Source organism: Kitasatospora sp. NPDC056184, from assembly GCF_042268405.1.
In the GTDB taxonomy this organism is placed as follows: domain Bacteria; phylum Actinomycetota; class Actinomycetes; order Streptomycetales; family Streptomycetaceae; genus Kitasatospora.
Window position 1 is genome coordinate 151,733 of record NZ_JBHJUI010000010.1, and the last position, 20,284, is coordinate 172,016.

General features: G+C 76.6%; 13 protein-coding genes. 10 read left to right on the plus strand and 3 right to left on the minus strand.

The window, feature by feature from the left end:
• The first annotated feature begins 31 nt into the window (after positions 1 to 31).
• Positions 32 to 463: a hypothetical protein gene (locus tag ACFC0B_RS21335; protein WP_376087745.1), complete on the plus strand. Its 432-nt coding sequence runs from the start codon at positions 32 to 34 to the stop codon at positions 461 to 463.
• On the opposite strand, the gene ACFC0B_RS21340 is transcribed toward ACFC0B_RS21335, so the two are convergent.
• The gene (locus tag ACFC0B_RS21340) at positions 452 to 3,547 is read right to left on the minus strand and encodes a BTAD domain-containing putative transcriptional regulator (protein WP_376087748.1); all 3,096 of its coding nucleotides are present in this window, start codon (positions 3,545 to 3,547) and stop codon (positions 452 to 454) included. The two genes, ACFC0B_RS21335 and ACFC0B_RS21340, sit on opposite strands and share 12 nt — an antisense overlap.
• A 714-nt stretch (positions 3,548 to 4,261) precedes the next feature.
• Here ACFC0B_RS21340 and ACFC0B_RS21345 point away from each other — a divergent pair.
• Entirely contained in the window at positions 4,262 to 5,083 is an 822-nt protein-coding gene (locus tag ACFC0B_RS21345; RefSeq protein WP_376087751.1) for a hypothetical protein, read from the plus strand.
• 414 nt (positions 5,084 to 5,497) lie between these two features.
• Here the strand turns inward: ACFC0B_RS21345 and ACFC0B_RS21350 are convergent, their stop codons facing one another.
• Both ACFC0B_RS21350 and eccCa read right to left on the minus strand, forming a co-directional pair.
• The gene (locus ACFC0B_RS21350; RefSeq protein ID WP_376087754.1) at positions 5,498 to 8,566 is read right to left on the minus strand and encodes a hypothetical protein; all 3,069 of its coding nucleotides are present in this window, start codon (positions 8,564 to 8,566) and stop codon (positions 5,498 to 5,500) included.
• Positions 8,567 to 8,607: 41 nt separating this feature from the next.
• Positions 8,608 to 12,639, minus strand: coding sequence for a type VII secretion protein EccCa (gene eccCa, locus ACFC0B_RS21355; RefSeq protein WP_376087757.1), 4,032 nt, complete (start codon positions 12,637 to 12,639; stop codon positions 8,608 to 8,610).
• Between the two features lie 236 nt (positions 12,640 to 12,875).
• On the opposite strand from eccCa, the gene eccD reads away from it, so the two are divergent.
• The 8 genes from eccD to ACFC0B_RS21395 all read left to right on the plus strand — a co-directional run bounded on the left by eccD (position 12,876) and on the right by ACFC0B_RS21395 (position 20,250).
• A complete protein-coding gene (gene eccD / locus ACFC0B_RS21360) occupies positions 12,876 to 14,249 on the plus strand; it encodes a type VII secretion integral membrane protein EccD (RefSeq protein ID WP_376087760.1) in 1,374 nt (457 codons plus the stop codon).
• A gap of 91 nt (positions 14,250 to 14,340) precedes the next feature.
• A complete protein-coding gene (gene eccB, locus ACFC0B_RS21365) occupies positions 14,341 to 15,798 on the plus strand; it encodes a type VII secretion protein EccB (protein ID WP_376087763.1) in 1,458 nt (485 codons plus the stop codon).
• A 189-nt stretch (positions 15,799 to 15,987) separates the two neighbouring features.
• Complete coding sequence (locus ACFC0B_RS21370; RefSeq protein WP_376087766.1) at positions 15,988 to 16,290, plus strand: hypothetical protein; 303 nt, start codon at positions 15,988 to 15,990, stop codon at positions 16,288 to 16,290.
• Positions 16,291 to 16,374: 84 nt separating this feature from the next.
• A complete protein-coding gene (locus ACFC0B_RS21375) occupies positions 16,375 to 16,677 on the plus strand; it encodes a hypothetical protein (RefSeq protein WP_376087769.1) in 303 nt (100 codons plus the stop codon).
• A gap of 19 nt (positions 16,678 to 16,696) precedes the next feature.
• A complete protein-coding gene (locus ACFC0B_RS21380) occupies positions 16,697 to 17,134 on the plus strand; it encodes a hypothetical protein (RefSeq protein WP_376087772.1) in 438 nt (145 codons plus the stop codon).
• Between the two features lie 117 nt (positions 17,135 to 17,251).
• Entirely contained in the window at positions 17,252 to 19,396 is a 2,145-nt protein-coding gene (locus ACFC0B_RS21385) for a hypothetical protein (protein ID WP_376087775.1), read from the plus strand.
• Between the two features lie 109 nt (positions 19,397 to 19,505).
• Positions 19,506 to 19,940, plus strand: coding sequence for a YbaB/EbfC family nucleoid-associated protein (locus tag ACFC0B_RS21390; protein WP_376087778.1), 435 nt, complete (start codon positions 19,506 to 19,508; stop codon positions 19,938 to 19,940).
• Positions 19,933 to 20,250: a hypothetical protein gene (locus ACFC0B_RS21395; protein ID WP_376087781.1), complete on the plus strand. Its 318-nt coding sequence runs from the start codon at positions 19,933 to 19,935 to the stop codon at positions 20,248 to 20,250. Before ACFC0B_RS21390 ends, ACFC0B_RS21395 begins: the two co-directional genes overlap by 8 nt.
• Positions 20,251 to 20,284: the final 34 nt, after the last annotated feature.

Below are 20,284 nucleotides of genomic sequence, written 5' to 3' on the forward strand. Positions count from 1 at the left end.
CACGGGACGTGGTGCTGGCAAGCTGGCTGCCATGGCGGATGCGGTGGGCGAGACGGGGATCCGGGAGCTGGTCGCGGGCTGGCTCGCGGCCGAGCCGGCCGAGGACGACGGGCGCGCCGGGGCGGACGAGCGGGCCGGTAGCGGGTGGGCGGTGCCGCCGGCCGACGGGGCGGAGGTGGTCGCGGCCGCCCGCCGGCTGGCCGTGGACGGCCTGGGGCGGCGCGGGCCGCGGACGGTGGTCCCGGACGGGCTGCGGAGGATCGCCGAGGCGCTGGTGGTCGACGAGCACCCCTCGGCGGCGCGGTGGTCGCCGCTGGAGCGGGCGCAGGCGGTGGAGTGGGTGGCGCTGCTGCTGCACCGCTTCGGCGAGGACGGCGTGGCGGCGCTGACGGCGGAACTGGCGGGGGTGCCGGGGGACCCCGGGATGGCGGACCCGGAGGCCGGGCGGCGCTCAGCCGGCTAGAGCCGCCAGCCGTTCGTCCAGTCGGCGGACGACCGCGGTGTCGCCGAGCCGCTGGTACAGGCCGCGGGCCGAGCGCAGCGTTCCGACGGCCTCCGGGGCGCGGCCGGAGGCCAGCAGGAAGTCGGCGAAGTGCCGCTCCGCCACCGCGTGCGGGTGGACGGCGCCGGCGAGCCGGCAGCGTTCCAGGGTCTGCCGCCAGGCGGTCTCCGCCTCCGTGGACCGGCCGAGCAGGTGCAGGGCGTGCGCCTCGTTGATCATCGCGGACAGCTGGAAGACGGCCAGCGGGTGCTCGGAGAGCAGCGCCCGGGCCTCGCGGGCGCGCCGCAGCGCCCGCGCCGGCTCGCCCACGAGCCCGTACAGTCCGGCGGTGTTGCTGAGCGCGTAGGGGGCATGTTCGGCATGGCCCTGCGCCTCCGCGAGGGCGATCGCCCGCTCACCCAGCCGGACCGCCTCGGCCGGCCGGCCGCCGGCCGCCGTGGTCACGGCCAGCACGGTGAGGGCCTGCACCCGGACGGTGTCGCGGGTCCCGTCGGTGCGGTCGACCGCCCGGCGGGCCAGCCGGTGCGCCTCCGCCGTCCGGCCCCGGCCGCTCAGGGCGCGGGCCGTCACGGCCTCCATCGCGGCGACGGCCGCCGGGTCGCCGGTGCGGCCGGCCGCGTCGAGGCCGGTCCGCAGGCAGGACAGCCGGTCCGCGCGGCGGCCGACGCTGTAGTAGAGGCCGTCGGCGCGGTAGGCGAGTTGCCAGGCGCGGTGGGCGTCGCCGCCCTCGGCGGCGGCGGTGACCAGGCCGCGGACGGCGGGTTCCTCGGCCTGGAACCAGTCCAGGGCCGATCGGACGGTGGGAAAGCGCGCGCGGACGGCGCGGACGGCGCGCCGGACGCCGCCGCCGGTGCCGGCGCCCGCGGGGGCGGCACCGGGGGCGGGCTGGAGCAGGGCGGCGCCGTGGGCCACCGCCGCGAGGTAGTGGTCGGCCAGCGCCTCGACGGCCTCGGCCCGCTCGTCTGCGGGCCGTGCGTCGAGGAGTTCGGTGCCGTACAGCCGGACCAGGTCGCAGCGGCGGTAGCGGCCGGGGGAGGTCTCGGTGAGCAGGTGGTGCGCGGCGAGCGCGGCGAGGGCGGCGCCCGCGTCGGCGGGGTCGGCGCCGAGCAGCGCGGCGGCCGCCGGGACGTCGGTCTCGGTGCCGGGGTGGACGGCGAGCAGGGCCAGCAGGTGGGCGGCGGTGTCCGGGAGATGGGCGAGCGTCAGGTCGAGGGCGGCCCGGAGGCTGCTGCTTCCCCGGGTGTCCAGGGCGTTCAACCTGGTCCGCTCGTCGGCGAGTTCGGGCAGCAGGTCGGCGATCGCCCAGCCGGGGCGGGTGGCCAGCCGGGCGGCGGTGATCCGCAGCGTGAGCGGCAGCCGTCCGCAGAGCTCCGCCAGCCGGTCGGCGGCCTCGGGCTCGGCGGCCACCCGGGCGCGGCCGAGCAGGTGCTCCAGCAGGCCGCGGGCGTCCTCGGCGGGCAGCGGGCCGAGCCGCAGCGGGGCGGCGCCCTCGGTGACCACCAGGTCCTCCAGGCTGCTGCGGCTGGTGATCACGGTCGCGCCGTACGGGCCGGACGGCAGCAGGTCGGTGAGGTGCCGGGCGTCGCGGACGTCGTCCAGCACCACCAGCAGCCGGCGCTCGCGGGTGAGCGAGCGGAAGAGCGCGGCGCGGGCCGCCCGGTCGCCGGGCAGCGCGGCCTCCGGCACGCCGAGGGCGAGGAGGAACCGGCCGAGCACGGCGGCCGGTTCGGCGGGCCGGCCGGGGCCGAAGCCGTTGAGGTCGGCGAAGAGCCGCCCGTCCGGGAAGGCGGCGGCCGCGTCGTGCGCCCACCGCACGGCGGTGGCGGTCTTCCCGGTGCCGGCCGGTCCGACCAGGACGCCGATGCCGCCGCCGTGCCGCAACCGCTCGCCGAGCGTCCGGAGTTCGGCGGAACGGCCGACGAATCCGGTGGTCGGGCGCGGGAGTTGGTCGGGCGCGGCGAGGTGGGTGGGCGTGGCACGGCGGTCGGGCGCGGCGAGGTGGGTGGGCGTGGCACGGCGGTCGGGCGCGGCGAGGTGGGCGGCCGGGGTCGGAGGGAACGCGTCGGCCTGGGAGGGGACCCGGCCGAGGCTCCGGCCCTCGCCCCGCACGGTGGACGCGCGCGGGGTGGGCTTGCAGCTCGCGAACGGCGGCGGCGCCGGGGCCGAAGCCGGGGCCGTAGTCGGGGCCGGGGCCGGGAGGGGGGAGCGCGGGGCGGCGGCGGGCGCGGCGGCCGCCGCGGTGGTGCCGCCCTGGCGGGGGAGGCCGATGATCCGGACGGGGGCCGTGCCGGCCGGACGTCGCGCCGGCTCCTCGGCGTGGAGTCCCGAGACCGCCGACCGCAGGGCGGAGCCCGGGCCCACGCCGAGGTCGGCGGCGAGCCGGCGGCGGGTCCGGTGATAGGTGTTCAGCGCGTCCCAGGGGCGCCCGGCCTGGTTCAGACAGAGCACCAGCAGGGCGGCGAGCGGCTCGTTCCAGGGGTCGGACTCCAGCGCGCGGTCGAGTTCGGACACCGCGTCCGCCCCGAGGCCCAGCCGCAGCAGCCGGTCGGCCCAGGCCTCCAGCGCGCGGGACCGGTCCTTGCGGAGGCGGTCGGCGAGCGCGTCCCGCAGGTCGGTCTCGGGCAGGTCGGCCAGGGCTTCGGGACCGTGCCACAGGTCGAGCGCCCGGCGCAGCAGACCGGCCGCCGCCTCGTCGCCGGCCGGGGCGTTCTCCGCGGCGGCCTGCGTGACCAGCCGCTCGAACAGCAGGGAGTCCACCGCGTGGGCCGGGCCGTCCAGCCGGTAGCCCGGCGGACGGGTCGACAGGACGAGGTCGGAGCCGGCGATCACCTTGCGCAGCGCCGCGACGTGGCCCTGCAGGGCGGCCCGGGCCCGGGCCGGAGGCGTGTCCCCCCAGAGCAGTTCGAAGAACCGTCCGACCGGCACGGTGCGGCCGAGTTCGAGTGCCAGCAGGGCGAGCGTGGCACGCCGCTTGGCGGCGGCGGGCTCGACGGACCGGCCGTCGGGGGTCCGCAGTTCCACCGGGCCCAGCAGCCGAACGAACACGGATTCTCCCAGGTGAGAGCAGGTGGACGAGGGTCCCCGTCCGATGCGGGCGCAGTCTAGCCACGGCAAATGTTCGGTTCGTGACCTCCGGTGGATGGCTTGGAGAAGCTGTGGATCGGGCCGTCCGGGGGGTTGACGTGAGCCCGTCCGCCGTCTCCACGGCGGCGGCCGGGCGCCGCTCCCCCGGTGGTCATGGACGGCGGCCGGGGCGGCCCGGTTGCGGTGTCGGCCGCGGCGGCGCGGCCGGACCGGTGTCTTCCGGGGGCGAACGAGGGCCCGGCGCCGGGCGGCCGGGCCCGCCGGGCCGGGGACGGCGTGGCGGATGTGGCGGGTGGGGCGGGTGGGACCTCCGGGGAGCGGGGCGGCGCCGGGCGGGACCAGGGTCCCGGGCCGGCCCGGCCGTCCGGTGCACCGTGCGTGCACGGAGGTTGCGGAGGAGTGCGCGATGGGGAGGGTCGGCCTGCCCGATCGGGAAACCGGCGCGGAGGCCGTCGTGGCCGGTCGCGCCGGTCGCACGGACCTCGGGGTCGTGCGGGGGCGACCCGTCACGGCTGTTCAACGGCCGGGTCGGGGTGAAGGGTTCACCGGCGGGTGCGGTCGCGGCCGGGGCGGGGGTGCCCGTGAACCCGGGCCTCCGGACGCGCCGTCGACAGAAGTGGCGGGGCCGTGGCGGTTCCGCGGGCTTCGAGCGCCGGAAGGGCGACCATGCTGCGAATGAACGAGCCGCTGCGGATCACCGTCCTCGACAAGGACGCCGACTTCGACCAGCGCGTGGTGGTGCGCACCCCGTACGGCACCTTCGTGCTGGAGGGGCGGACCGGAGCCTCGCTGGACGTCCGGGCGGACGAATGGGAGATGGAACTCCAGCACCGCGTGCCCGGCGTCGGCTGGCGGCCCAACGTCCGGGTGCTGCCGTACCCGTGGCAGACCTCGCGGAGCGGCCTGCGCAGCCGGATCGTGCGCAGCAAGGACTGCGACTGGCCCCATGGCGACCCCACCGAGCGCAACCTCATCCTGCGGCTGTCCGGAACGGTCGCCGAGCGCCCGGGCGAGGCGGCGTCCCCCACGGAGGGCCTGGGCCCGGCGACCCGGGGCGGGCTGCGGACCAGCGGCGGCGCGGCCGTCGGCGGGGCCGTCGGGACGGTGGGAGGCCAGGCCCCGACCGCGGTTCCGGCGGCGCCGCCGGCCGGCGTGCCCGCGTACGTCGCGCGGGCGGCGCACGGCACGACGGCGGTTCCCGGGGTGCCCGCGCACGGGGGGACGCCCGGGTCCGGCGCGGGCACGGTTCCGGGTGCGGCGGCCGCGGCGGGGGAGGTGCCGGCCGTCGGGGCCGGGCAGTACGGGACCCTCGTCCCGGCGGTGCGCAGGGACGGCGGTCACCTCCAGCCCCAGGCGGCCAGGCTGACGGTGGGCCGGGTGCTGCCGGCGGAGTCGGCGGCACCCGTCGCCGCCGCGCCCGCCCGTCCGGCGGTGACGGGCACCCCGCCGGCCGCGCCGGTGGCGACGGCCTCCGAGACGTGGGCGAGCGGGCGGTAGCGGGGGCGAAGCCGCCGGTCGCGCGCCGTGGACAGGGGCGTGGGCGCGGCCGTCCTTCGTCCTGCCCGCGCGCGGCGGCCGTGCGGGGCGGATGCGGTGGGGCCGGGGCTGGTTGGGGAGGGCGCCGGTCAGGTGGGTGATCGTGTCCTGCCGGGTGCCGGGTGCCGAGTTTGGAGCCGGTGGTCCTCCGTCCGGCCCGTGTGCGGCGGTGCCCGTGAGTGCCGGGGGGCGAAGCCGGGTCCGTGCCTGCCGTGCAGGTGACGGCCGGGTGTGGGCGTCCTCGGGTCGGAGCCGACGCGGCGGTGGCCGTGCGGCGTGCCTGCGCGGGCGCCGGATCCGGGTGGACGTCGCGTCGGCGGTGAACGGGCCGGTCCGCCCGTCCGGAGTCCCGCCGAGGGTCCGGACGGGCGGGGCTCATGGGGTGGGGGTGTCGAGGTCGACGCCCGGGGTGAGGTGGAAGCGGGCCGGGGAGTCGGCCCGGGGACGTTCGGCCGCGGGCATGGTGGCGCGGCGTTCCAGCCAGGCGCGGAGGCGGGTGAGGGCGTTGCGGTTGCGTTCGGAGGGGTCGCCGCCCGATTCGCGCAGCAGGACGCAGGCCGGCCGGTCGTCGTCGGCGGGCACCACGCCGACGACGGTGAACGCCGTTCCCGGCGGGAACACCGCCTGGGTCGGACCGTCGCCGGAGTCGAACACCGAGGTGCGCCGGCCGGTGGCCGACCAGACGAGGAACTCCACGGAGGAGCCCGGGAGTTCGGATCCCGGCGCGGTCAGCCCGGACAGCGGTGCCGGTTCGCGGAACTGCCGGCCGGTCGGGTAGTGGGCCAGGACGGCCTCCGGGTCCGGGCCGGCCGCGGCGCCGAGCAGTACGGCGCCGTGGTGGCTCGGCAGTCGGCGCAGGCCGGAGCCGAGGCACCGCAGGAACGGTTGCAGGGCCGGGTCGCCGGACCGTGCGGCGGCCACCAGATCGGCGCGGCTCGTGGGGACGCCGGTGTCGGTGTGGTGGAGCAGGACGGCGGCCAGGTCGGGCTTGAAGTCGTCCTGGGAGGTGGAGCGCAGTCCGGGGAGCCGGGTGGCGAGCTGCTCCAGCCGGCCGGTGCAGCGGTGGTAGTGCTCGCCGAGCAGGGTGCGGACGGCGTCGCGCTCGGCGGCACTGGTCCCGGTCACCGGTGCCGGGCAGTCGTCGACGCCGAAGTAGCGGGCCGCCGTTCGGCGGGGCGGGGGTGCGGACGTCCCGGCGTCCGGCGTGTCCTCGCCCGGCGCGTCCGCGTCCGGCGTGTCCGCGTCCGGCGTGTCCTCGTCCGGCGCGTCCGCGTCGGGCTCGCCGGCCGGTTCGGGGCCGGGTGCCGTCTCCTCCGGTTCGGCCGTCAGGGGCGGCGCTTCGGCGTCGGGCTCGGCGGTCGGTCGGGCGGGCGGCCCGACGGGGGGCTCGGCCTGCGACTCGACCGGGGGGACCTCGGGGGTCCGGAAGGCAAGGGGCGCGCCGCTGGTGGCGGGCCGGGCCGGCGGAGCGGCCGGGTCGGCACCGGCGACGGCGGCGCTGCCGGCGGCGGACGAGGGAGCGGCCGGTTCGCCGACGGGGTCCGGGGCCCGGCGGGACGGCGCGGTGGCACCGGCGGAGCTGCCGCTGGCGGGGGCGGCGGTCGCCCGGACGGGCGTCGGCAGCGGGACCGGCAGCGGCTCCGGCTCGGGCACCGGGGGCACCTGGTGACGCGCCGACGCCCCGGCTTCCGGCTCCGGAGCCGTCGGCACCCGCCGGGGAGACGGGAGTTCGGGCCGGGCGGCCGGCCCGAAGCCGGTCGCTCCGAGGGCCAAAGGAGCTGCCGGGGCCGCCGGAGCCGCCGGGGCTGCCGGGGCTGTCGGGGCCACCGGGGCCGGGCGCGGCACAGCGGTCGGGCGGCCGATGCCGTACGACACCGGGGCCACGCCCCGCGGGCCGTTCAGCGGCTGCTCCGCCCCGAGCCACTCCAGCTCGTGCATCCGCGCCACGAAGCGGCCGACGCGTTCGGCGGTCGGTTCGAGCAGCCCGTGGACCAGCAGCCCGAACCCCTCGGCACCGGCGGCCGGCAGCCGGTCGAGCAGGGCGCCGAGTTCCTCGAAGGCGTCGGCCGGCACCGGCCGGTCGCGCTCCCCGATGATCAGCAGGGGCCGGGCCGCCTCGGGGCGCCGGAAGCGCGGCGTGAGGACGTGCGGGGGCTCCGGACGCAGCCAGAGCCCGGCCGGGACGGCTTCCAGCGCCCAGTGCGGGAAGGCCCGGAAGACGGCGGGCCCGTCGGTGTGCCAGTCGGCGCCGCCGTTGCGCCAGGCGGCCGGGGTGGTGGGCGCGCCGGGGCCGGTGGCGAGGCGCAGCAGGAACGGCTCCCAGCCGGCCCGGCCGCCGCCGTCCAGGATCCGCGAGGTGGGGCCGCCGGGGCCGAGCACCGGCAGGCCGATCGAGGCCTGCACCGGCCGGGCCGTACGGGCGGCCAGGGCGCCGGTGAGCGCGGCGAGCTGGTCGGGGGCCGCCCAGGGGGCGCAGACCAGGGGGCGGTCGGCGCCGAGCGGCAGCGCGAGCACGGCCTCGGTGAAGTCCTCGGGCAGCAGGACCGGCCGGGCCGGGGTGCCGATCAGGACGACGGCGTTGCCGGGCGGCGCGGCGGCCAGCCGGAGGTCGGGCAGCGGGGTGGTGGACGGGTCGGCCCGGTCGGTGAGCCAGAAGCCGGCGGGCAGCCGCAGGACCCGCACGGCGTCGGCCCGGCCGGCGGCGGGTGCGACGACCGGCGCGGGAGCGGGCACGGGGGAGGGCGCGGGGGAAGGGGCGGGTGCGGGAGCGGAGGCGCCGATCGTGTCGTTGATCCGGCGCGGCGCCTCGCCCGGTTCGCAGCGCCACCAGGACGAGGCCTCGACGGCGCCCGCGGGGTCGGTGACCTTGAGGTTGCCGCCGGGCGTGATCTCCACCAGGCCGTCCGGCGCGACCACGGGCACCCCGGCGCGCTCGGCGACGACCTCGGCCGGCCGCCGGCCGTTGGGGGCGAGCGCGGCCAGGCCGGAGGCGGCGAGCACCAGGTGCGCGGCGCCCCGGGCGCGGGCGATCACGCCGAGGTCGGCCATCCGGTCGCGCAGGACCTTGGCCGAGTCGGGTGCGGCGGCGACCACCACGACGGCGTCGGGGACGGGCCGCAGCGCGCCGACCGCCGCCGACAGCTCGTCCTCGCGGGCGGTGGACGAGGCGATCACGAAGTGCGGGCCGACCGCGCGGAGCACCGACGGGCCCGGGACCGGGGCGGCGGCCCGTACCGGGACGGGCAGGGCGGCCGGCGTCGGTGTCGTCGCCGTTGGCGCCGGTGCGGGACCGGGCGCCGGTGCGGGACCGGGCGCCGGCGCGGCCGCGTCGGCGCCGCCCCCGGCGGGCAGCGCCTGCGGCCCGCGCCGGAAGCCGAAGCGGCGGCGGGGCTCGGCCGGGGGTGCGGGGTCGCCGGGGCGCGCACCGGTGCGGGAGAGGCTCATCGTCCTGGACTACGGTTCCCGCCGCGCCCCCGGTTCACCGCTCACTCCAGCCCCTCCGGCGCCGCCCCGGGCCCGCCCGGCTCCGGCATCAGCGCCGTCTGGAGCTGCACCGTCCTGCGGCGGCTGATGTGCAGGGCGCGGCCCGGCGGGAGCTCGCGCGGCTTGGTGCTGCCGAACAGCGTGCCCTCGCTCGGCGGGCAGGAGAGCAGCGCCACCGGGGTGTTGATGTCCTGGAGCCGGCGCAGCACCGGGTCCCCGTACGCGCGGCCGATCCCGTTGGCGCCGCGGGCGACGATCAGGTGCAGGCCCAGCTCGGTGCCCTGGGCGAGATGGGTGAGCAGCGGCTCGAAGGGGTTGGGGGAGGCGGCCGGGACGAGGTCGAGGTCGTCGACGATGACGAACAGCTCGGGGCCCGTCCACCAGTCGCGCAGCCGCAGCCGCGCCGGGCTGATGTCCTCGCCGGGCACCCGCGCCTCCATCGCCCGGGCCGCGCCGGTGACGATCTGCTTGACCACGTCCACCGAGACGGCGTAGCCGAGCCGGTACTCCTCCGGCAGGCTCTCGTAGAGCCCGCGCCGGAAGTCGATCAGCATGATGCGGGCCTGGTCCGGGGTGTACGCGGTGGTGATCGCCTTGATCATCAGCTTCAGCAGGTTGGTCTTGCCGCTCTCGCTGTCGCCGACCACCAGCAGGTGCGGGGACTCCTCGAAGTCGTGCCAGAGCGGCGCGATGTTGGTGTCCTCCAGGCCGAGCGGGACCCGCAGCCGGCCCTCGGGGGCCGGCAGGTCGGCGGCGTCCAGGAGCAGCGGCAGCATCCGCACCTCGGGGGCGCGCGGGCCGGTCCAGTGCTCGTTGACGGCGTCCACCAGGTCGGCCACGCCCTCGGCGACGTCGTCCGCGCCGCCCTGGCCGTCGATGCGGGGCAGCGCGGTCAGGAAGTGCAGCCGCTCCTCGGTGAGGCCCCGGCCGGGGATCCGGGGCACGGTCGCGGCCGCCCGCATGTTGATCATCGAATCGATGGAGTCGCCGAGCCGCAGCTCCAGGCGGGTGCCGAGCTGGTCGCGCAGACCGCCGAGGATCTCGCCCCAGCGGTTGGCGGCCACCACCAGGTGCACGCCGTAGTTGAGGCCCCGTCCGGCGATCAGGGTGAAGACCGGCAGGACGTCCGGAAGCTCCTGGCGGACGGTGTTCCAGCCGTCGACGACCAGGAAGACGTCGCCGTGCCGCTCGTCGGCCAGCTCGGGGTCCCCGGCCGCCCGGCGGCGGCGGAAGGCGGCCATCGAGTCGATGCCCAGCCGGGCGAAGCTCTGCTCCCGCCGGCTGATCACGGCGGTGACCTCGGCGAGGGTGCGGCCGATCCGTTCCGGGTCGTGGCGTCCGGTGACGCCGCCGACGTGCGGCAGCCCGCGCAGCGAGGACAGCGTGCCACCGCCGAAGTCCAGGCAGTAGAACTGCACCTCCTGCGGCGAGTGGGTGAGCGCCAGCCCGGTGATCATGGTGCGCAGGAGGTTGCTCTTGCCGCTCTGCGGACCGCCGGCGATGCCGACGTGGCCGCCCGCGCCCGACAGGTCGGCGACCAGCAGCTCGCGCATCTGCTGGAACGGCCGGTCCACCACGCCGACCGGCACGGCGAGTCCTCCCCGGCCGGGCCAGCCCTCCGGCGTCAGGCCGTACCGGGGGTCCGGGCCGAGTGGCGGCAGCAGCTCGTCCAGGGTCGGCGGGACCTCCAGCGGCGGCAGCCAGACCCGGTGCGCCGGCGGACCGGCGTCCAGCAGCCGCTCGGCGGCCAGTTCCAGCAGGGTGACGGTCGTCTCCTCCTCGGTGGTCTCCTCCTCGACCGCCACCGGATCGGGCCGGCGCGGCATCACGTAGGCGGTGTCGTAGGGGATCACCTGCCCGGCGGCGGCGGCCTGCCGGGCGGCTCCGCGCCGGCGGCGGTAGGGGCCGGACACGTAGGAGGCCTTGAACCGGGTGAGGGTGGCGATGTCGCTGCGCAGGATGCCGTTGCCGGGCTGCGAGGGCAGCTGGTAGGCGTCGGGCACGCCGAGCACGCCGCGGCTCTCCATGGCGGAGAAGGTGCGCAGGCCGATCCGGTAGGAGAGGTGGGACTCCAGGGCGTGCATCCGGCCCTCGTCCAGGCGCTGCGAGGCGAGCAGCAGGTGGACGCCGAGTGATCGGCCGAGGCGGCCGATCATGATGAACAGCTCCATGAAGTCCCGGTGGGCCGAGAGCAGTTCGCTGAACTCGTCGACGACCACGAAGAGCGTCGGCAGCGGGTCGAGCCGGGTGCCGGCCGCCCGGGCGGTCTCGTAGTCCAGCAACGAGCTGTAGTTGCCCGCGGCCCGCAGCAGTTCCTGGCGGCGGTTCATCTCGCCGTGCAGGGCGTCGCGCATCCGGTCGACCAGCGCGGCCTCGTCGGCCAGGTTGGTGATCACCGCCGAGGTGTGCGGCAGCCGGTCCAGGCCGAGGAAGGTCGCACCGCCCTTGAAGTCCACCAGGACGAAGTTGAGGGTCTCGGAGGAGTGGGTCAGGGCGAGCGCCAGCACCAGGGTGCGCAGCAGCTCGGACTTGCCGGAGCCGGTGGCCCCGATCAGCATGCCGTGCGGGCCCATGCCGCCCTGCGCGGACTCCTTGAGGTCGAGGTCGACTGGCCGGCCGTCGGCGCCCAGGCCGAGCGGGACCCGCAGCCGCTGGTGGCGGGGTCGGCCGTCCCAGGCCCGGCGCACGTCGTGCCGGTGCAGGTCGCCGATGCCCAGCAGGGCGGTGAGGTCGAAGTCGGTGTTCAGCGGCTCGGCGGCGTCCACCGCGTCACCCAACCGGTAGGGCGCCATCAGGGTCGCGTAGCGGCGGGCGGCCACGACCGCGAGCGCGTCCGGCCGCCCGAGCGGGGTGGTCTCGTCGTTGCGGTTGCGGTCGGCGCCGACCAGGTCGAGCCGGTCGTCCGTGATCCGCAGCCGCAGCCGGTACTTGTTGTGCTTCCACTCCAGGGCGTCGCCGAGGTCCAGCAGCACGGCGTTGCGGTAGCCGGCCAGCGCGGCCCGGCTGCCCGAGGAGACCTGGACGCCGTCCAGCACGACGACCGTGAACGGCTCGTCCGGGGCGGGCTGCGACTCCGGCTCGTACGGCGGGCGCTCGCCGAACTCCGGCCCCAGCAACTGCTCCAGCTCCACCAGGGAGCCGGCCACCAGGCGCACCGGGCCGGCGCCGTCCGTCTCGGTCCGGTGCAGCGCGTGCGGCAGCCACTTCAGCCAGTCCCAGTCCGCCTGCCGCCCGGGGGCGACGGCGGCGGCGATCCGCAGCTCGTCCGGGGCGTGGAAGAAGGCCAGCTGGGCGAGCATCGCCCGGGCCAGGGCGCGGGCCGGCTCCTGGTCCGGCGCCGGACCGGGCTCGCCGCCGTCGCCCTCCGGGGCGGCGCAGCGGATCAGGACCTGCGCGTAGCCCCGGACGTGGACCGCCATCGGCTGGTCGGCGATCGACCCGTAGGCGTGGATGAAGCGGCGCAGCGCGTGCGCGCACAGCGGTTCGAGGTCCTCCACCGGTTTGGTGGCCAGCGGGGCCAGGCGGACGGCGAGGCGCTGCGGGCCGGTCGCGATCCGCACGTCACCGAAGTCCGGGTGGGACGAGCGCCGCTCCCACAGCCGGGAGGTCCGCACCAGCGAGGCGAGCGAGCCCGGCGCGGGGTGGCGCCAGGCCAGTGCCGTCCGCTGGCGCACGATGTGGCGGCGGACCTGGCGGCGCATCTGGGACAGGTAGCGCAGGTAGTCGCGGCGCTCGCCGCGCAGCTGCCGCTTGCGGTCGCCGGAGGCGCGGACCAGCTGGGTGACCAGCATGGCGACCGCCGACAGGCCCATCATGCCCATGGCCACGTACTGGAGGGGGCCGCTGCCGCCGTTCGGGTTGAGGAAGATCATCACCATCGACAGCGAGCTCAACGCCATCGGGGCCATCATCAGCATCTGCGAGACGCCGCTCTGCGGCTCCGGCAGACCGGGCGGCTCCTGCAGCTGGATCTCGCCGTCCGGCATCTCCGGTCCGGGGCGCCGGGGCGGACGGTCGACCAGGACCACGCTCAACGGGATTCTCCTCTCGCCGCGCGCGCGGCGCCTCGCTCCACTGCGGCCGGCCGCACCCTGGCGCGGGCACCGCGCCCGGGCGGCGGACCGGGACCGCACCCTGGCCAACGGCCGCCGCGTCCCGTGCGGTTCACCCGGACCGGGCGCGGTGCGCCGCGCGGGTGAACCGCGCCGCCCCCGCCGCCCGTAGTGCCGGTGGGGGACCGGAGAGGCCGGGCGAGCGAGAGGCGCGACAGGTGAGCGGTGGAGTGGCGGCGACCGGACTGTGCAGGCTGAGGTTCCGCGCACCCGATGCCGCGTTCGAACTCGCCGTGCCCGGCGACATCGTGCTCGCCGACCTGTTGCCGACGGTGCTCGGCTTCGCGGGCCCCGGCGTCGAGGAGAGCGGCGTCGAGCACGACGGCTGGGTGCTCCAGCGGGCCGGCGGCGAGCCCCTGGACGAGGAGCTGAGCCTGGAGGCGCTCGGCGTGCGGGACGGCGAGGAACTCCACCTGCGCCCGCGCCGCGACACCCTGCCGGAGGTGCACTTCGACGACCTGGTGGACGGCGTGCGCAGCGGCATGGCAGCCCGCGGCGACTCCTGGCGGCCCGCCGTCACCCACCACCTCGCCCTCGTCCTCGCCCTGGTCGCGCTCGCCACCGGCCTGTTCCTGCTCGCCCTGCCCGGCGACGGGGACCTGCGCTGGGCCTGCGCCGCCGGCGCGGCCGTCCTGCTGCTCGGCGGCGCGGCCGCGGCCGGCCGGGCCGTCGGCGACACTCCGGCCGCCACCGCGCTGGCGGCCGCCGGCGTGGCCCACGCGGCGGCCGCCGCGGCGCTGCTGCCCGGCCTCGACGGGTCCACCCGGATGCTGGCCGGCGGCTCGGCCGCGGTCGGCGCGACCGCGGTGGCGCTGGCCGTGGCGGGCGGCGGATTCTTCCTCCCCGGCCTGCTGGTGGCCGCCCTGTTCGCGCTGGCCGCCGGGGCGATGGCCGCCGCGGGGGCCGGCGCGGCCGGCATCGCCGCCGTGGGCGCCGCCGGCGCGGTGCTGCTGGGGGCCTTCGTACCGGGGCTGGCGTTCAAGCTCGCCGGACTGCGGCTGCCCGCCCTCCCGCGCAACTCCGACGAGCTCCAGGAGGAGATCGAGCCGTTCCCCGCCGAGGACGTGCTCTCCCGCAGCACGGTGGCCGACGGCTACCTGGCGGCCTTCCTGATCGCCCTCGGCGCCGTCTGCGCGGCGGCCCTGACCGCCCTCGCGTGGTCCCCGGACACCGGCTGGGGCGCGCGGGCCACCGCCGTCGACCTGTCGCTGCTGCTCATGCTCCACGCCCGCGACATCGGCGGCATCCGGCAGCGGCTCGCCGTCCTGCTCCCGGGGGCGCTCGGCCTGGTGCTGCTGGCCGTGCGGCTCGGCGTGGACGGCGACGGGGCGGACCGGTTGGTGCTGTTCGGGGCCTCGCTGGTCCTCGCGGTCGGGCTCGGCGTCCTCGCCTGGACGGTGCCGGGGCGCCGGCTGCTGCCGTACTGGGGCCGGGCCGGCGACCTGGTGCACAGCCTGGCCGCGCTGGCCCTGCTGCCGCTCGCCCTCCAGGTGCTCGGCTTCTACCGGACCATGCGGGGGCTCGGCGGCTGAGCCGCCGTCCGGTCCCGGCCCGCCGCCGGGCCGCCCCGGCCCGGCCGCCCCGCCGGACCGGACCCCACGAACCGCAGGGAGGACCAACCCCATGCAGTCCCGCCGCGACCAGGTGCAGGCCCACCTCTTCGTCATGGGCCGGGTCGCCGCCGGCGTCCTGAGGGCCGAGCCCGACGCCCCCGACACCCCCATCGGCCGGACCAACCGGGGCGCGGCCATCGGTGTGGCGCTGGCACTGCTGGCCGGCCTGGGCGCGGGCGTCTACGGGATCGTCAAGCCCGGCGGCGCGGCCGGCTGGCGCAAGCCCGGCACCGTGGTCGTCGTCAAGGAGACCGGCACCCGGTACCTCTACGCCGGCGGCCTGCTGCATCCGGTGCTGAACCAGGCCAGTGCCAGGCTCCTCGCCGGCGGCCAGCTCGTCGTCGACGAGGTGTCCCGCAACTCGCTGGAGGGCGCCCCCCGCGGAGGGCCGGTCGGGATCGTCGGCGCCCCCGACGCGCTGCCCGCCCCCGGCGGGCTGGACCGCTCGGACTGGCTGGCCTGCACCGTGCAGGCGGCCACCGCGGGCGCCAGACCCGCGCCGATGCTGGCCGTGGCGGTCGGCGGTGGGCCCGGCGGCGGCTCCGCCGGGGACCGGGCGGCGCTGGTCGCCGGGCCCGACGGCGCCCCGCACCTGCTCTGGCACGGCCGGCGCTACGCGCTGGGTGTCGCCGAGGGCGCGGTGCGCGCTCTCGGCTACCAGACGGCGACCCCCGTCCCCGTGACGGCGGCCTTCCTGGAGACCTTCGCGACCGGCCCCGGCCTGCGCGGGCCCGACCTGCCGGGCCGGGGCACGGCGGGGCCCGAGCTCTCCGGGCGGCCGACCCGGACCGGCCAGCTGTTCGCCGGCGCCGGCGAGGACCGCTACCTGCTCACCGCGCAGGGCCTGGTCCCGGTCGGGCCGACGATGCTGGCCCTCGTCCAGGGCGACCCGCGCACCCAGGTGGACGCCTACGCCAACGGGCCGGTGACGGTGGGCCAGGTCGGCGCCGCGGACCTGGCGGCCCATTCCGCCCCCGCCGCCGCGACGGCCGAGCTCGTCCCGGCGGGCCTGCCCGAGCGGCCGCCCGCGCTGCTGGCGCCGGGCCAGGGCCAGGCGCTGTGCGCCGGACTGCCCACCGCCGGGCCCGGCGCCGGGACCGGTGAGGTCGACCTGCGGACGGCGGACGCGACCGCCGTCCTGGGCCTGCCCCCGGTGTCCGAGCCGGGCGTCGTGCCCAGCTGCACCCCGGCCGACCGGATCGCGGTCCGGCCCGGCGGGGGCGCCCTGGTACGGGCCCTCTCCGGTTCCGGACAGGGCGCGACGCTGTACCTGGTCACCGAGAACGGGGTGCGCTACCCGCTGGCCCCGTCGGCGGTCGAGAAGCTGGGTTACGCGGGGGCCGCCCCGGTGTCCGTCCCGGGCCGGCTGCTGGCCCTGCTCCCGGCCGGGCCGAGCCTGGACCCGGCCGTACTGGCCGGCGCCTCCCTCGTCCAGCCGGCCGCGGCCGAGGGCAAGTGCGTCCGGTGAGCGGCGGCCGGCGGACCGCCGTCCGGGGCGGCTGAACCGGCCCGGCCCCCGGGCCCGTTCAGCCTGGCGGACCGCCACCACGCCCCGGACGGTCCGCCCGCCGGCAACGGCACGGGAGACGGGGCGCGCGAGAGAGGGAGTGCCATGACGACGGGGACGACGAGGACGGAAGCCACGGCGATCCGGTCCGTGAAGGGCACCGTGGACGAGCAGTTCAACGCGATGAAGGCGATCGACGCCAACATCGAGAAGAGCATCCAGGAGCTCCGGCAGAACTTCCAGGCCACCTCCAGCACGATCTTCCAGCAGAAGATCGCGGACTGGCAGACCAAGTACAACGAGCTGGCCGGCAAGTACGACATCTTCCACAGCCAGCTGGAGCAGGGCGAGCGCGGCATCAACAGCGGCCAGGAGCACTCGAACACCATCGCCACCGGCATCGGGAACGGTGCCGGCAGCTACATCGAGGGCGTCCTCGGCGGCAAGAAGTAACGGGCCTCCGGTGGAGACCCCCTCACGACCCCGGCCCGGGGCGCCCCGCCCCGGCCGACCTCCAAGGAACGGGAGTGCGACCAGATGACGACCCCCCAGGACTCGCTGTTCGTCAAGCACGCGGGTGTGCAGGAAGCGATCGACTACCTGCGCAACGAGGGCCACGCGATGATGACCGCGATGGAGAAGACCAGGAACACGCTCAACCAGCACTTCGGCGGCGACCTCCAGGGCTTCTACGCGGACGCCGCTCGGAACTTCTCCAAGGATCTCGAACGGCTCGACCTCGCGATGATCAACGACATCGACGAGGCCACCAAGGCCCTCGCCGAGATGCACCACGTCCTGTGGCAGGCCGACAACCACGCCGGCCAGGGCATCGGCTGACGGCCGGAGCCGACACGCCATGGGAGACAAGGACAACGAGCCCGGCGGCGTCACCAAGATCACCGAGGGCTACATCGCGGAGTTCGCGGACAAGAAGCTCCAGCTGATCATCGACGCGTACGTGCAGAACGGGAACATCAGGGACGTCGGCCTCTACGCGACCGACGGCGGCCTGGTGAGCACCGGGCACCCCTCGCACCTGCTGGCGGGCAACCCGAGCGGGACCGCGCCCTCCATCGGGATCCTCGCCACCGCGTTCAAGAACTACTTCGCCGCGGTCAACAACGGCTTCGGCAGCGTCAACACCCAGGCCCAGAAGATGAAGCTGGACCTCAAGAACGCCGACCTCATCCTGCAGAACGGCTCCGAGGACGCCCTCACCGTGGCCGAGCTGATGTACATCCTCAACGACGTCGTTCCCGGCGGGGGTTCCGGGACCGGCACCGGGGGCCGCTGACCCCGGCCGCCGTGTCGTCACGCGGGCCGGCCGAGGCGCCGGCCGGCCCGCGCCACCGGCCCCGCGGGGCCGCTCAGATCCGATCCGACCGCGCCGGTCCGGCCGAAGGGAATCACCGTGGGTAAGTGGGAGGACGTCCTCGCGATCTTCGCGTCGTCGGCCCAGACCAGCCTCGTCGACCGCGGCGCGGTCGCCGGCAAGGACGTCAAGTGGCCGCCGGGCGACGGGAACGGGGACCGGCAGATCTACTCGGAGTGGAAGACCTCCGGTCAGGAGGGGATGCCGCACGACGCCTGGTGGGGCTGGAACTTCCACTACACGGACGGCTACGACATCAAGCGCTACGGCTGTCTGACCTACGGGATCAACTTCGACTACTCCACCATCAACGCCGGTTCCCCGTTCGACCGCTGGCAGCACGAGTTCCTCAACATCCTCAGCCCGTTGCGGAACCCGCCGTTCGCCAACGACCGGGTCGATCTGGGTGCCTTCATGCGCGTGGCGAAGGCCCACGAGCAGGTCCGGCTCGTCCTCGACGACTGGGCCGCCAAGACCAAGGCCTGGGTCGACGAGGTCGACGCGCCGGACGGGGACTGGCAGGGCAGCGCCGCCGGGGCGTTCCACACGGTGCTCGGCGCCTACTACGGCGAGATCGCCAGCTTCCGCAACCAGCTGGCGGACAACGGGGTCGAGGCGGCGCTGAACGGGGTGCTGCCCCAGCTGCAGACCTCCCTGGACATCCTCCACATCGGCTTCACCAACTGGCGCAACACCCGGCTGTACCACCCCGCCCTCGCGCTCCAGGACGCCCTGGCCGACGCCATGAGGACCGCCACGGTCGAGGTCCGCTACATCCAGCAGCTGACCCCGGCGGAGTACGACGCGGCGCTCAAGTCCTCCCACCTCTCCAGTGCGGAGACCGCCTCGGACCTGACCTTCAAGGTGACCTCCCCGCTCGGCGACCCGGACACCAAGGAGTTCTGGGAGAAGGTCGTCGTCCGGGCCAAGGAGCTCTGGCTGGGCAACCTCGGCTCGCTGGACAACGAGGCGACCAGGGCGCTGATCTTCCTGGAGACGGCCTACACCACCCTCTCGAACCGGTTCAACGCCAGCCACCCCCGGGTCGAGATGCGGATGCCGCCGCCGGTCGCGCCGAAGGTGGACGTCCCGCCCGGCACCGGCGGCGCCGGAGCGGGCGGCAAGGACGACCCCACGAAGGACATCAAGGACGACATCAACAACATCAAGCAGGACCTCGGCGGAGGGTCCGGCAACAAGGACTTCAAGCTCGACGGCGGCGGAGGCGGTGGCAGCACCGGCGGGATCGGCGGCATCGGCGGCATCGGGGGGAACACCGGGAACACCGGCGCCGGAGCCGGCGGCAGCGGTGCCAAGCCCCCCACCAGCCTGCCCAAGCCGCCGGAGATCGGCATCGGCGGCGGCGGAGGTGGCGGGAGCACCCTGCCCGGCGGCGGGTCCACGCTGCCCGGCGGCGGCACCGGCGTTCCCGGGGGAGGGCCGACGCTGCCCGGCGGCGGCTCCTGGACCGGAGGCGTGGGCGTCGGCGGAGGCGTCGGCTCCGGCGGCCGCAACGTCGTCGTGCCGCCCGGCTCCCGGGTCACCGAGGACGGCCGGGTGGTGGACAGCGAGGGCCGACCCGTCCTGGACAGCCGCGGCAACCCGATGGTGGTCGGCCGGGACTACACCATCGCCCCGGACGGCACCCTGCTGGACGGGCAGGGCACTCCCGTCACCCAGAGCCGGCAGGCCCTCGACGACCTCGGCCGCAACTACCTGGACCGGGGCGACGACCTGCTCGCGCCCAATGACTTCGGCTTCGGCGCCTCCGGGATCGGCGGCTCCGGCCTGCTGGGGTCCGGCGGCGGCGCGGGCGGATCCCTGCTCACCGGCCCCGGCGGGATCTCCCCGATCACCGGCGCCGTCGCCGGGACGAACGCGCGGGGCTTCGCCACCGGCGGGGACCCGACCACCCTCAAGGCGGCCGCCGACGCGGCCACCGAGCGCATCGCCGCGGAGCGTGCGGCCCGCGCCGCCGCGGCCGAGCAGGCGGCGCTGAACGGGAGCCGGGTGAACACCACCGGCGGCACCGGCATGCCGCCGATGATGCCGCCCGGCGGCATGGGCGCCGGGGGCGCGGGGGGTGCCAACGAGAAGGACCGCCAGCGCACCACCTGGCTGGCGGAGGACGAAGAGGTCTGGGGCACCGAGACCGGAGCCGTCGAGGGCGTCATCGGCCGCTGACGCCGCCCCCGGCACCGGGCGCAGGCTCCCGGTGCCGGACCCCCGGACGGGCGTCCGCCCCGCGGCCGCCGCGCCGTCCCGACCGGAACGAGCAAACGAGGAACCCGTCATGAGCAATCCGTTCGCGGACCAGATCGCCCAGACCATGGAGGCGATGCGCACCCAGCTCGCCAAGGCCGAGGAGACGCAGGCGGAGCTCGCGAAGCTCACCGCCTCCGTCACCTCCAAGGACCGCCTGGTGACGGTGAAGGTCGGTCCGCAGGGCCAGGTCGTCGCGCTGACCTTCCACAACACCGGCTACCGCGACAAGGCCCCGGCCGAGCTGGCCGAGCAGCTCAAGGAGGTGCTCAACGAGGCGCGGGCCAAGGTGGGGGAGCAGGTCGCCGCCCGGATCAGGGAGTTCGAGGGCGTGGGCGAGTCCCTGCGGCTCTCGATGACCGGCGGAACCGAGCTGGACGACCTGCTGGAGCCGCTGTGGTCGATGCGCCCCGGCTTCGAGGACGAGAAGAAGAAGGCCCGCAAGCAGGAGGAGTTCGGTGGCTGAGGACCCCAATGTGCTCGCGAAGACCGAGTACATGAAGAAGTCCTTCGGCGAGTTCACCGAGCTGAAGGAGCTCCTCAAGGAGATCGAGGAGAACGTCAAGATCATCAACCGGCTGAACAAGTCGGTCGGCGGCAACGACGAGATCGGCAAGCAGTACCACGCGCAGGTCGACAACCCGACCGCCAACCTTGAGGAACTCCTCAAGAAGGTGCGCCAGGTGGTCGCTTCGGTCGGCGAGAACGGCGAACGCCTGGCGGACAAGCTCGACCGCGCGAACGACGACGCCGGCGCCCTCGCCTCGGGGCTCTAGAAGTCGGCCGCGCCGCGGCGGCAGCACCGAAGTA

Coding starts and splice junctions, on each gene's coding strand:
- eccB (WP_376087763.1), top strand. CDS start 14,341: ATGCAGTCCCGCCGCGACCAGGTGCAGGCCCACCTCTTCGTCATGGGC.
- ACFC0B_RS21390 (WP_376087778.1), top strand. CDS start 19,506: ATGAGCAATCCGTTCGCGGACCAGATCGCCCAGACCATGGAGGCGATG.
- ACFC0B_RS21375 (WP_376087769.1), top strand. CDS start 16,375: ATGACGACCCCCCAGGACTCGCTGTTCGTCAAGCACGCGGGTGTGCAG.
- ACFC0B_RS21350 (WP_376087754.1), bottom strand. CDS start 8,566: ATGAGCCTCTCCCGCACCGGTGCGCGCCCCGGCGACCCCGCACCCCCG.
- ACFC0B_RS21380 (WP_376087772.1), top strand. CDS start 16,697: ATGGGAGACAAGGACAACGAGCCCGGCGGCGTCACCAAGATCACCGAG.
- ACFC0B_RS21335 (WP_376087745.1), top strand. CDS start 32: ATGGCGGATGCGGTGGGCGAGACGGGGATCCGGGAGCTGGTCGCGGGC.
- ACFC0B_RS21345 (WP_376087751.1), top strand. CDS start 4,262: ATGAACGAGCCGCTGCGGATCACCGTCCTCGACAAGGACGCCGACTTC.